Annotated in this window: 12 protein-coding genes; 3 read left to right on the forward strand and 9 right to left on the reverse strand. The window is 37.6% G+C overall.

Annotation, left to right across the window (positions count from 1 at the left end):
- Positions 1-33 precede the first annotated feature (33 nt).
- On the reverse strand, positions 34-597 hold the full coding sequence (locus tag ABDZ84_RS04120) for a DNA-3-methyladenine glycosylase I (protein WP_026682410.1): 564 nt from the start codon (positions 595-597) through the stop codon (positions 34-36).
- A complete protein-coding gene (locus ABDZ84_RS04125; RefSeq protein ID WP_026682409.1) occupies positions 594-1,439 on the reverse strand; it encodes a sulfurtransferase in 846 nt (281 codons plus the stop codon). The genes ABDZ84_RS04120 and ABDZ84_RS04125 overlap by 4 nt, the downstream gene beginning before the upstream one ends.
- A 500-nt stretch (positions 1,440-1,939) precedes the next feature.
- Here ABDZ84_RS04125 and pepT point away from each other — a divergent pair, with 500 nt between their 5' ends.
- Positions 1,940-3,169, forward strand: a complete 1,230-nt coding sequence (gene pepT / locus ABDZ84_RS04130; RefSeq protein ID WP_343780255.1) for a peptidase T — start codon at positions 1,940-1,942, stop codon at positions 3,167-3,169.
- A 125-nt stretch (positions 3,170-3,294) separates the two neighbouring features.
- On the opposite strand, the gene ABDZ84_RS04135 is transcribed toward pepT, so the two are convergent.
- Complete coding sequence (locus tag ABDZ84_RS04135) at positions 3,295-4,485, reverse strand: MFS transporter (protein WP_205389529.1); 1,191 nt, start codon at positions 4,483-4,485, stop codon at positions 3,295-3,297.
- Positions 4,486-4,789: 304 nt separating this feature from the next.
- On the opposite strand from ABDZ84_RS04135, the gene ABDZ84_RS04140 reads away from it, so the two are divergent.
- A complete protein-coding gene (locus tag ABDZ84_RS04140; protein WP_121604474.1) occupies positions 4,790-5,812 on the forward strand; it encodes a D-alanyl-D-alanine carboxypeptidase family protein in 1,023 nt (340 codons plus the stop codon).
- Positions 5,813-5,886: 74 nt separating this feature from the next.
- Here ABDZ84_RS04140 and ABDZ84_RS04145 read toward each other — a convergent pair whose 3' ends face one another.
- The 5 genes from ABDZ84_RS04145 to ABDZ84_RS04165 all read right to left on the reverse strand — a co-directional run bounded on the left by ABDZ84_RS04145 (position 5,887) and on the right by ABDZ84_RS04165 (position 10,133).
- Positions 5,887-6,423 carry an HD domain-containing protein gene (locus ABDZ84_RS04145; RefSeq protein WP_026682405.1) on the reverse strand — a complete coding sequence of 179 codons (537 nt, stop codon included), beginning with the start codon at positions 6,421-6,423 and terminating at the stop codon, positions 5,887-5,889.
- A gap of 436 nt (positions 6,424-6,859) precedes the next feature.
- Positions 6,860-7,240 carry a DUF2269 family protein gene (locus ABDZ84_RS04150; RefSeq protein WP_321134405.1) on the reverse strand — a complete coding sequence of 127 codons (381 nt, stop codon included), beginning with the start codon at positions 7,238-7,240 and terminating at the stop codon, positions 6,860-6,862.
- Between the two features lie 71 nt (positions 7,241-7,311).
- A complete protein-coding gene (locus ABDZ84_RS04155) occupies positions 7,312-7,527 on the reverse strand; it encodes a hypothetical protein (protein ID WP_343780264.1) in 216 nt (71 codons plus the stop codon).
- A gap of 374 nt (positions 7,528-7,901) precedes the next feature.
- Entirely contained in the window at positions 7,902-8,765 is an 864-nt protein-coding gene (locus ABDZ84_RS04160; protein ID WP_321134490.1) for a fructosamine kinase family protein, read from the reverse strand.
- A 330-nt stretch (positions 8,766-9,095) separates the two neighbouring features.
- Complete coding sequence (locus tag ABDZ84_RS04165) at positions 9,096-10,133, reverse strand: PTS sugar transporter subunit IIC (RefSeq protein WP_026682403.1); 1,038 nt, start codon at positions 10,131-10,133, stop codon at positions 9,096-9,098.
- A 445-nt stretch (positions 10,134-10,578) separates the two neighbouring features.
- Between ABDZ84_RS04165 and ABDZ84_RS04170 the strand changes: the two genes are divergently transcribed.
- Positions 10,579-11,133 (forward strand): nitroreductase family protein, encoded by a 555-nt coding sequence (locus ABDZ84_RS04170; RefSeq protein ID WP_343780269.1) that lies wholly within the window; start codon positions 10,579-10,581, stop codon positions 11,131-11,133.
- Positions 11,134-11,313: 180 nt separating this feature from the next.
- Here ABDZ84_RS04170 and ddlA read toward each other — a convergent pair whose 3' ends face one another.
- Positions 11,314-12,414, reverse strand: a complete 1,101-nt coding sequence (gene ddlA / locus ABDZ84_RS04175) for a D-alanine--D-alanine ligase (RefSeq protein WP_343780271.1) — start codon at positions 12,412-12,414, stop codon at positions 11,314-11,316.
- Positions 12,415-12,548 lie beyond the last annotated feature (134 nt).

Below are 12,548 nucleotides of genomic sequence, written 5' to 3' on the forward strand. Positions count from 1 at the left end.
TAAAGGTTGAAGCGATTTTTTGTTGCATTTTATTTACTTCCCTTGATAAAGAAAGCAATCCTTCGTATGATCATTTACCATCCCAGTTGCTTGCATGAAGGCATAACAAATAGTTGGACCTACAAAGCTGAAGCCACGACGTTTTAAGTCTTTACTCATTTGTTCCGATTCCCTCGTAGTAGCAGGAACATCTTTATGTTCTTTCCAGTTATTTATTAAAGGCTCACCTTGAACAAATGACCAAATATAGTTACTAAAACTTCCAAACTCTTTTTGCACTTCAAGAAAAGCTTGGGCATTTGTTACAACCGAATTAACTTTTCGCTTATTCCTAATAATGCCTTCATTCTCTATTAAATCATTTATTTTCGATTCATTATACGCACTTACTTTGACAGGATCAAACTCATCGAATGCTGCCAAGTAATTTTCACGCCTTTTTAATATAGTTATCCAACTTAAGCCAGCCTGTGCCCCCTCTAAACTAAGCATCTCAAATAATTTTTTATCATCATATACTGGCTTGCCCCATTCATTATCATGATAGTGGATATATATATCATCATCGGTTACCCATTCACAACGACATTTGTTCATGATTCTTCTCCTATCGCAACTTCATTTTTTTCATATGATATCCAATCACTGAAGCTTCCTGGATACAATTTTACATTTTTATAACCAAGCGATTTCAAGGCAAGTATGTTTGGACAAGCGGATACTCCCGACCCACAAGAAACTATTACTTCTTCGTCCTTTGCTATATTGGCAAATTGCTTTTCTAAGCTTTCTTTATTTTTCCATTTTCCATCTGCCGAAAGCACATCCTTCCAAAAATAGTTCTCTGCTCCAGGAATATGCCCTGCTCTTGCATAGAGAGGTTCACTATCACCTAAATAACGATCTTTAGAACGTGAGTCGATAAGCACGGCTGATTTACTCATCACTTTTTCTTTCACCGTTTCCATATCAACTGTTTGGTCAGATCGAATGTTAGGGATAAACTGTTTTTCCGTTAACTGAGGGATAACATCTGTCGTCTCATTTCCTTCTTCCTTCCATCGCTCATAACCACCATCTAACACATACACTTTTTCATGTCCCAAATAATGAAATAACCACCATGCTCTAGCAGCAAACATATCATTTTTCTGATCATAAATAATAACTGTCGTCGTATGATCGATACCAATTTTCCCAATTTTAGCTGACAACATCTCAACATCTGGCAGCGGATGATTTCCACCATGCTTTTGTTTTTTTCCAGATAGATCCTTCTCCAAATCCATATACACTGCTTCAGGAATATGATCAGTTAAGTAAGCTTTTCTACCTGCATCCGAATTCATTAGATCAAAACGTGTGTCAATAATTACGGTATTATCCTGACTATTATTCAAACGATGTTTCAAACGCTGGATACTGATTACATAAGACAACTCTAGACCCTCCATTCTGAAATAAGATGTATTTTAATTGTAAGCATAGAATAAAGTGAAACTTCCATCCGTTTTTACTAAAACAAATGCGTACAAAGGCTTCATTCGCCACGTCCTGTGGCAACGCCTTTGTGACCTACTTCCATGTAGGCCCGAACCAATCGGACATTTACTGGCAGTTGAGCCCCACTTATCCTATATTAGCTTCACCTTATTACTTAAAGTGGGAGCTTACTGCCAGTTATATGCGGGATAAATTACCACGTATTATTTTTATTTTAAACGATCTTACTTTGTATTCCTACCCATTATTTCCGTAAAGCAACTATCGTCCATATCCCTTTCTAACGGTGATATACTCTCCTTTAGCACATAATCAAAAAAGTTTTTATTTAGAAAAAATTAATGAATAAGCTATAATAATAAGAACACTAATTAGAAACAACCATATTTCGACATTAGCTTTGGTTATCTTGTTAAATAGGAGATGAAAATTCGAGATGAAGGAAGAGTTAATACAACGTTTTACAACCTATGTAAAAATGGATACACAATCTAAAGCGGGGACGGGTCAAACACCTTCTACTCAAGGACAGTTGGTACTTGCAAAACAATTAGTCGAAGAGCTTAGACAGATCGGAATGGTTGACGTAATGGTTGATGATTTCGGATATGTAATGGCTACATTACCAGCAAACACTGATAAAGATATTCCTACGATTGGCTTCCTAGCACATATAGATACTGCTACTGACTTCACTGGAAAAAATGTGAACCCACAAGTAATTGAATCCTTTGATGGTAAAGACATTTTATTAAATCCAGAACTAGATATTGTATTATCTGCAAAAGATTTCCCTGAGCTTCCTAACTACAAGGGACATACTATCATTACGACAGACGGTACTACGTTATTAGGTGCTGATAATAAAGCAGGAATTGCAGAAATTATGACTGCGATGGATTATCTGATTCAACATCCTGAAATCAAACACGGTAGAATCCGTGTAGGGTTTACTCCTGATGAAGAGATTGGCAAGGGACCAGAAAAATTCGATGTTGAACGATTTGACGCAACCTATGCCTATACGATAGATGGTGGTCCTTTAGGCGAATTACAATATGAAAGCTTTCATGCTGCTGAAGCACGAATTACCTTCAAAGGCAATAGTGTTCATCCAGGAACAGCTAAAGATAAAATGAAAAACGCCGGAAAAATGGCCGCTGAATTTATAAGTAAGTTCCCAGAGGCAGAGGCACCTGAACACACCGAAAACTATGAAGGCTTCTTTCATCTCATTGCAGTCAATGGTGATGTTGAAGCAGCAGAAGTAACTTATATTATACGAGATTTTGATAAAGAAAAATTTCAACAAAGAAAAGATATGGTCAGAACGTTCACGAAGGAAATGAAGAAAAAATATGGTCAAGCATGCATTACTATAGAGATGGAAGACCAATATTATAATATGCGAGAAAAAATTGAACCTGTCAAAGAGATTGTTGATATTGCCTACCAGGCAATGGAAAACCTTAACATTAAACCAATTGTGGAACCAATCCGTGGAGGTACCGATGGATCTCAGCTATCCTACATGGGTTTACCTACACCAAATATCTTTACTGGAGGAGAGAATTTCCATGGGAAATTTGAATATGTTTCAGTGGATAATATGGTTCAATCAACAAAAACGATTATTGAAATCTGTAAACTTTTCGAACAACGTTAAACGATAGCGATAATTAGCCAGGTCCATTACATGGTAACTGGCTTTTTTTATAGTCTAGGAAATTATAAAATTAGCCCATGCTTCCTTTATCTCCGTTGACAGTCGCTACGTTTCTAATCGGGTGCTTACGCTTTTGGTCTTGATATTTTCAATAGAAATCCCGCACCTAATGCAATAAGTAAGCAGCACGACAGTATAAGGAATGTAAGTATATATCCGCCTATCTCTAATAACTTTAGTGAAATGATGGGACCTAGCGAAGCACCTACAAATAGGATAAAAGCATACATCGAAGAAGCAGCTGCACGTTCCTTCCCACCAAGGTTCCCGATAATCATCATAATTATAGGGAAGGTAAAAGATATTCCAGCAACATACCAGATACTTGTTAATATAGTTACTATCAAATGGTTACTAAGAGACAACAACAGTAATCCCGAGCTGGCCATTGCTAAGCTACAGCGTAACATAGCTAGTTCCCCAATAATTTTTACAGCCTTAACAGCAAATGGAGAGCATAGCATACCAATCACACCAAGTACCCGCACATAAAATACCTCCTGAGTAGTGAGATGATAAGGAGAGGACCGTAAATAGTCTCCTAATACGGTATACATACCCAGAAATGTTAGTAGCAGCATAATTGTTATCAAGTAACAATATAATAATTGCTTCCGCCTAAAAATACGTGATAGCTGCTTGATATATTTCTTCATCATACCGTCTTTTTTGGATGGAGACGTTGCAGGCAGTAACCAAGCTACCAGTATTGCACTTAGACCATAAATACAAGCAAAAAAATAGAATACAGCATGCCAATCAAGCGTTTGATTAATAACATCAGATAACGATTGTCCAATAATTCCAGCTAGTACATATCCAAAACTAATATAACCAATAACCATTATCCGTTTGCTTGGTGGAAAAACTTCAAAGACATAAGAAAGTGCTGTTGGCGCAAACGTAGCTGCAAAGAATCCCTGTAAAGCTCTAAGAACTAAGAGTGTTTGAAAATTATCGCTATAACCAATCGATACTGTACATATTGTAAGCATAACTAAACCAAAGACAATCATTTGTTTTTCACCAATTCGATTCGTAAAAGGTGTAAAAAACAAGAAGCCGATTGCATAAAACATAGAAAAACTACTACTTATCCACGCTGCCTCACTTAATAAAATATGAAAATACATGGAAAATGTATGCGATAGTGGGGTACTGACATACACACTAGAAACGACGATCAGTGCACACCAAAATAAGATCATGGTATATAAATAATATCTTGTTGCTGCTGAAACAAGTAGATCTTTCATGATAGTACACTCGCTTTCCTCTTCACCTCATGTATTTATATGAAAGTCTGTTGTAAATTGTGCCTATCTGCATTCTATGAATATATTATCATTTGTATTGGCGAATTCTTATCATTTATGAGAAAATATAGGTTAGTTAAATTGCAAAGTTGTACAATATGAAAATGGAATAATTCCTTTCGTACCATCGGTATAAAAAGCGTTATTGTAATTAATCTATAGACCATCCTTATGAGACAACCTCAAGGCTATTGCCTTGTTTTAGAACAAGCAGTAAACTATCATGCAGGGAGAGAAAAGCATCATGAAACGAAAGACATTTATAATTATTAGTGCACTGCTAATTATATCGTTAGTAATTACAGCATGTACTAATGATGACAAAGAGAAATCAAATGAAGAAGATACAGCGACACAGGCTAAGGAGCAACCGAAGAAATCCGATAGTGGAACTTTACAGGTTCCAAAAACTGAAATGCAAAAGAAAGACAGCGGTGAGTCTGTTAAAGCTTTACAAAAAGTCTTAAGTGCCATCGGCTATGATATTAAAAATACTGGAAAATTTGATGAATCTACGATATGGGCAATTACAGATATCCAATTACAGCATGAATCATTACCTATAACTGGTATTTATTCAGAGGATACAGCTGAAGTTGTTCATTCGCTTCTGCAAGATTCGAAGGAATATGTTCCGGGAGAAGGGTTGCCATTTAAAGCAGAGCCTGCAGCAACAAAGCATGGTTCAGAAATATTAGCTAATCCTTATGAACAACTGGCATTAGTAAATAAAGAACATGCCCTCCCCGAAGATTATATACCTGAAGATCTCGTGATTCCGGATGTTCGATTCCCATTTACAGAAGACCTACCCAAGAAGCAGATGCGTGAAATTGCTGCATCTTCTTTAGAGAAGCTATTCCACGCCGCTGATAAAGCAGGACTTGATTTATTTGCCCAATCAGGATATCGTTCCTATGATAGACAAGTGTCGATTTTTACAGCAAATGTGAATGAACATGGTGAAGAAGCTGCTAATAATTTCAGTGCTCGTCCTGGTGAAAGTGAACATCAAACTGGTTTAACAATGGATGTAACAAGTCCTGATGTAAACTATCAATTGATCATCGAATTCGGAGAAACAGATGAAGGCAAGTGGCTAAAAGAACATGCTGCTCACTTTGGGTTTATTATTCGTTATCCAGAAGGTAAAGAAGCAATAACCCACTACCAATACGAGCCATGGCACATTCGTTATGTAGGCAAAAAAGCAGCCGAAGACATAATGAATAATGACTTAACTTTAGAGGAATATTTATCGAATTAATCAAGGTTGCAGGGGAAGGAAGGACTCCCAAGGAAGGGTTGCACGAAGATTGTAATGAGGAATTAAAGAGAAAATCAGACAATTTCTTTTGTCTGGTTTTTATTTACATATTCATCTATTTGCATATCTAAAACACGGATACGTTCTAATGCAACGTGGTCCTCTATCACCTTATAGTGATGATTACCACCAATTTCTTCATCTGCTTCATCAGCCATGTTCACTACTTGCTGTAGTGGTTTTAATTGCAACTCCCCTTTAGGAAGATACGAATCCGTATGAAGTAATATAGCTACAGCAATCTCTTTTGCTGCTTGGCGATCTTCTCCAATTCGAATTAAAAGCTTATGCGCACGACTTGCACCTTTGATAGCATGAATATCATTTTCTTTATAAAGCTCATAATCCCATTTCCCCTCACGATACCACGTGTAATGACCAATATCATGTAGTAAAGCCGCTTTTGTTGCGTGATCAGGATTCACATCATGTTTTTTAGCAAGCATAAATGCATATTCCGCTACGGAAATAGCATGAGCGATACCTGATCGTTTTAAATATCTTTGTGTTACGGGGTGTGTAAATACATCTTCTAATGTGACATTTCTCATTAGATCATTCTCCTTTCTAAATTTATTTGAATCTATCCCCACCTTTTATAAATAAGCATGCAGGATAAATTTTATTGAATATAGCATAAATTACCTACACTTTGCAATAGATATTTCCCTTTTTTTCAATTCTTAAACATATCTTAACACCTGCTTCACCCGGTCTTTACGATTTTCAGCCTTTTTCATTATTTGCCTATCAAAGCTTGTTAAGCCACCTATACATTGAAACTTCAATCAGTGGGGGTCTTGCTTCCTGTTATATGTGGGATAAAATGAACTGTCGACTTAAACCAGTTACAGCAACAGCGTTAGCTCGCACAACGAGCAGGTTTTACTCCTGAGGAAGCTGAAATGTTTCCATAGAAAGCAAATATCCTTTTCTTCTAGAAGAAAGATTCGTTTCTCTCTCCGAGCTGATGTTGCCATGTTCGATTTAGAATGGTTTTACAATCATCAGGACAATGATTAGTAGAAAAAAGATATTTTCGATTCTTTCAAAGAAAAATAACTTTCTCGATAGCTCTTGATACACAGGAGGTATAGCTACACCCACATATGTATCCAGCAATGCTTTAATTGGTTTAGAGCAAGGAGATAATACAAGCGGTCCAAATGCTAATCCAACTATAAAAAGAACAAGGCTCAACACATACCAGCTTTGCGAAAATAAATATGGCCTAATTACTCCCATTATGAGGCCTGTTGTTAACAAAAGCGTACCGCCTATCATCACGAACCGATGCAACATACTTCTAATTTCATAGGCATGGCGTAGCTCTTCCATGGTCTTTGCCCTTGAAACAACCGATATCATTAGAAAAACGGAGTAAAATTCGCTCAGTCCTTATCACTAAATGCTCAGATTTACGCTTCCTCTAGTAGCTATTATGGAATAATAGCTACTGCTTGCTTGACCACCACTCCGGCTGCCCACTTCCCTTTCCGTGGGGTTTGTCCTTCAGCTAACTTTTTTAGCAAAACCCGCTCAAAAAAGTGGATCTTCAGGTCAAACATTTCCCACAGGAGTTGAAATGGCCGGCCTTCGCTATTATCAGGCTGTACAACGCTAGCATGAAGTAACACAGCTGCTTTTATACTCACGGATAACGATTTTCACTTTACCCATTGTAAAAAAAGTCAACCTATTACTTATGACAAGAATTGTTGCACCTTCTCATAGCGGAGACGAATTACGTAGACTCCTGCGGGATTAGCGCGAGTCGAAAATCCACTTTGCAACGTGTTCTTCTTTGCAAAGTTAGTTGAAGCCGTGCCCGCGGAAAGCGAAGTAATTAGTCGGAGCATTGCCAATATACATCAAACATTTCAAAATAACTACTTGGCTTAACGCAGTCATTGCACTGATTTTATACTTTCTTAACTTTTAAAAAAACTAGGACCTAAACCTAAAATAGCAGAAAAAACATGAATAAATACAAGAACATCATAAAATGTCATGATGCAGCTCCTCCAAATCAACCAACGAATTTGTTTAAGATCGTATCTACATGAGGACCATACATTTCTCCAAAAATATTTAAATGAACAAGTAAATAATAAAGTTGATAAATGGCTTTACAATCCTCATAATAACTACTCACTGGGAATCTTTCCTCGTAAGCTTGGTAAAATGAATTCGAAAACCCGCCGAATAGCTCAGTAAATGCTAATTCAAAATGCCTGTCCCCAAATAAGAACGAAGGGTCAATTAAGAATGGAGCTCCATTACTTCCTACAATCCAATTCCCTCCCCATAAATCACCGTGTAAATAAGATGGAGTAACATGATCGGGAACAAACAAATCTAATTTATCTATTAATTTATTCAACTGTCTTCTTCGTTTACCGGTAATTTGATTTCGCAGTATCCCCAGTTCTAGTTGGCTATATAAACGGCATTCTCGATAATACGCTTGCCAACTTGTATAAAGGCCATTTACTTGCGAGAGTGTTCCCACATAAGTATTACTAGAGAACCCATGCTTGTCTCCTTTATGACAATGCATGCTTGCTAATCGTTCACCCAATAGTCTTTCCGTATCCTTATGTTCTTGCCCACTAACCCACTCCAATACTAAGTATGCTCTCTCTTGTTGATCGGAATAAGCAATTACTTTTGGTACATCAATGGTATTTGTATCCTTTATCAATTGAAGACCCTTGGCTTCCAGCTCAAAAAAACGGTTTGGGGCATTTGGATGATATTTAATAAAATAGTTGTTTCGATCTGTTTTTACAAAATAGCTCTCATTGATAGACCCACCTGCTACGCGCTTAATCTTATAGATAGAACTTTCATCTCCTGCTTGTTTCACTGCCTCTTTCAATAATGGATTCATTGTAATCCCCCTTTGCAAAAACGTTGTGTAAAACTAAACATGTGATTTATCAAATCTCATGTACAGTGAAGCTTCCATCCGGTTTTTACTGAAACAAATACGTACAAAGGCTTCATTCGCCACGTCCTGTGGCAACGCCTTTGTGACCTACTTCCATGTAGGCCCGAACCAATCGGACATTTACTGGCAGTTGTTCCACACTTCCCATTTCGGTTTCTCTTTATTGCTTGACCGGGGGCTTACTGCCAGTCATATGTGGCGATAAATTTAATAGCCAAAACAAGCTTGAATTACAATAACTAGCCTCTAAAACCTATTTATTCTTTGAATCTATTCATACGTAATCTTCATATCACCAGGTTTAATCAAACCCTTCTTTCTTAGGTATTCAGCACTCAGTAGACTGATAAAAGCTGGGGCTATAATATGTAAAACAATGACACTCCAAACCACATGCATGGAGAAGCCCATGGATTCAAAAGTCATCATCTGACCTACAAAGCCGCTTGTACCCATCCCTGCTCCAGAAGGATTATTCGTTAATTCTAACCATACCGTAGCAAATGGTGCGAGTATTGCCCCAGCAATTGTTGGTGGCAACAGGATAATTGGTTTTTTTAAAATATTAGCAACTTGCAGCATCGATGTTCCAATTCCTTGAGCTATAACTCCGCCAAAACCGTTATCCCGATAACTAGCAATTGCAAAACCGACCATCTGGGCAGAGCAACCAATCGTTGCCGCTCCAGCCGCTACACCATCCAAAGATAGCATAATTGCAATCGCCGCTGATGATATGGGCGCCGTTAAGGCAAGTCCCATTAGCACAGCTACTAAGATTCCCATAATGAACGGCTGCTGTTCTGTGGACCAGTTTATCATCTCGCCAAATCCTACCATAAATTTATTGATAGCAGGACCAATAAATGTACCAACTGCAAAGCCAGATATAATTGTTACCAAAGGTGTTATTATAATATCTACACGCGTTTCTTGATATACCATTTTACCAAACTCTGTAGCTATTAGCGCAGTAACATAACTCCCAGCTGGTCCTCCTAATTCGGCACCAAAGGCACCTGCGAATAATGCTGAGAACAAAACAAGCGGTGGCGCTTTCAATCCATAGGCGATCGCTACCCCTATAGCACCTCCCATTACTTTCGTATCCATTGCAAAATTACCCATCTCAATTAGTGCATTTGCCAAATCAGGAGAAGCCAAAATAATAATCTTTTCTCCTGCTGTTTTTATAATGAGCCCAATAATTAGAGACGAAAACAAACCTAATGCCATATAACTTAACGCTGTTATAAAATACGTTTTTCCAGATAGCGAAACCCCTTTACGCGTCAGAAAATTTTTCATGCTGACCTCCCATTTTTGTGAATTAATTCACATATTTTCCAATGAACGACAGCTTTGCTGTTTAATTCACTATCTATTATTGCGTTAAACGTTTCTCGTATCAAGTAGAAATATTCTAGCAACGAAACAACAGATTAGAAAACAAAGCTAATAGGACTGAGCAAAAATATTTATTCAAAGAAAAACCAATAGAAATGATAATGATTGTTCATGCCTTATTTCGCATTGAAGTATAAAAGATGGCTTCATAAAGTGGAACTTCATTGGTTTCACTTTTGCTTGGAGTGGAGGTCTCCAGTTATATGCGGGATAAACTGATTACTGAACAAAATACTGCAATTTTTGAGCTAATTTGCTTTTCTTCTTTTAATCGGCTACAATTTAACTGAAAATAATTATTAATTAACTGAGAATAATGCAACACAACTATAAGGAGATGTAAACCATGGAATTAACTGCAACTAAATCGCAGCTTGCCAAAGTTATTCGGGAGCGTCGCGCAGTTAAAAAAGGCTATAACCATGAAGAAGTAAAAGAAGAAACGGTATTTGCTTTGCTCCAAGATGCTATCTGGGCTCCAAACCACGGCATGCGGCAGCCATGGCGCTTTATCTTTGTTGGACAAGATAGGCGGCCTGACTTCGCAAAAAAAGTTGCTTCCACTTATCCTGAAGAAAAACAACAAAATCGGGAAGATTATTTGAATGAACCAAATGCAATTTTGGTGGTTGTCATGGAAGAAGCAGAAATACAGAAGCAATGGGAAGAGAATTATGGTGCCGTTGCTTGTATGATCCAGAACTTTTGGTTATTAGCTTGGGAAAAACAGCTCGGCGTCGTTTGGAAAACCAACCCACATATCTATGATCCAGCTGTTAAGGATATATTAAAACTGAAAGAAAATGAAAAGATCATCGGATTCCTTCATTTAGGTTATTTTGATGAAAAACCAGCTATCAAAGAACGAACACCGATAGCAGAAAAATTCACCACATACTAACATAAAAAGGGCAGTCGCAAAAGACAGCCCTTTTTTCTATACAGCTTGTTTCACCGACAATGGTTCAGCCTCCCCTTGTCGTGAGCAATATCCTGCTATTCCAGTGTCTTCATACATTGCTCTCCACAAGAAGTGCCTATATTAAGATATCTTTTTTTGATATCCCCATCTACCATCCTATTAATCCCATTTCGTACTCTTTAATTGGTTATCCTGCTCATGCCGTTCAATGGCAAGCTCAATTAATGTATGAATTAACTCCTTATATGGAAGCCCACTTACTTCCCAAAGCTTTGGATACATACTTATTTTCGTGAAACCTGGTAATGTATTCACCTCATTCACATAAATTTCTTCATCCTCGGTTATGAAGAAATCAACTCTAGCCAACCCTTCACAAGCCAGTGCCTCAAATGCCCTTATCGCCACTTCCTGCACACGTTCTGTCGTTTCCTTAGGTACATCAGCAGGAATGGCTAATTCTGCCCCTTTTTCATCGATATATTTTGATTCATAGGAATAGAATTCGGATTGCGGTAAGATTTCTCCTAGCAATGAAGCCTTTGGTTCTGCATTTCCTAAGACAGAGCATTCAATTTCCCTGCCAATAATATTTTCTTCCAAGATCACTTTATGATCATACTGGAAGGCTTCTTCGATCCCTTTATAAAACTCTTCCTCTGTTGTTACTTTACTTACCCCAACAGACGAACCTTGATTAGCCGGTTTGATGAAAATTGGCGTACTCAATTGTTCTACTGCATATGAATAAGAGATTTGCTGTTTCTTAGCTTTGGAATAAACAAGCCCTTTAGCTACATTTATTCCTACAGCCTTTAAAAGGCGCTTTGCTATATCCTTGTCCATACAAACGGAAGAACCTAATACACTGGAACCAACAAAAGGAATATTAGCTAATCTCAGCATTCCTTGTAGACTACCATCTTCACCTAAAGTACCGTGAACGATTGGAAAAACTGCATCGAGTTGATCAATTTGGATTGCATTTGATGCGTGAATCAATTGGTTATCTCGTTCACCAGGAACTATAGCCACGGTATCGTTCGATTTATTTAATTGAATAAGCTTTGGATTTTCTTCGTGAAGTAAATAGGATGACTGATCATTTAAATGCCATTTCCCTTCTTTATCAATCCCAATTAGCACTACGTCATATTTACCTTTATCAATTGCCTCAACAATATTTTTAGCTGATTGAAGGGATACTTCATGCTCAGCAGACTTTCCGCCAAATATGATACCTACCTTTTTCTTTACCATTCTCCTCCGTCCTTTCCTGCATACAAAACTTTAAATAAAGTGAAACTTCAATCAGTGGGGTTTTGTTTATTCCCCACTGATTGTTCGTACCACAAGGGTATGACCTAAAGGCCCTAGAACCAATCAGACATTTA

The organism is Virgibacillus salarius (assembly GCF_039521925.1).
In the GTDB taxonomy this organism is placed as follows: domain Bacteria; phylum Bacillota; class Bacilli; order Bacillales; family Amphibacillaceae; genus Virgibacillus; species Virgibacillus salarius.

Coding starts and splice junctions, on each gene's coding strand:
- ABDZ84_RS04120 (WP_026682410.1), bottom strand. CDS start 597: ATGAACAAATGTCGTTGTGAATGGGTAACCGATGATGATATATATATC.
- pepT (WP_343780255.1), top strand. CDS start 1,940: ATGAAGGAAGAGTTAATACAACGTTTTACAACCTATGTAAAAATGGAT.
- ABDZ84_RS04135 (WP_205389529.1), bottom strand. CDS start 4,485: ATGAAAGATCTACTTGTTTCAGCAGCAACAAGATATTATTTATATACC.
- ABDZ84_RS04140 (WP_121604474.1), top strand. CDS start 4,790: ATGAAACGAAAGACATTTATAATTATTAGTGCACTGCTAATTATATCG.
- ABDZ84_RS04145 (WP_026682405.1), bottom strand. CDS start 6,423: ATGAGAAATGTCACATTAGAAGATGTATTTACACACCCCGTAACACAA.
- ABDZ84_RS04150 (WP_321134405.1), bottom strand. CDS start 7,240: ATGATATCGGTTGTTTCAAGGGCAAAGACCATGGAAGAGCTACGCCAT.
- ABDZ84_RS04160 (WP_321134490.1), bottom strand. CDS start 8,765: ATGAATCCATTATTGAAAGAGGCAGTGAAACAAGCAGGAGATGAAAGT.
- ABDZ84_RS04165 (WP_026682403.1), bottom strand. CDS start 10,133: ATGAAAAATTTTCTGACGCGTAAAGGGGTTTCGCTATCTGGAAAAACG.
- ABDZ84_RS04170 (WP_343780269.1), top strand. CDS start 10,579: ATGGAATTAACTGCAACTAAATCGCAGCTTGCCAAAGTTATTCGGGAG.
- ddlA (WP_343780271.1), bottom strand. CDS start 12,414: ATGGTAAAGAAAAAGGTAGGTATCATATTTGGCGGAAAGTCTGCTGAG.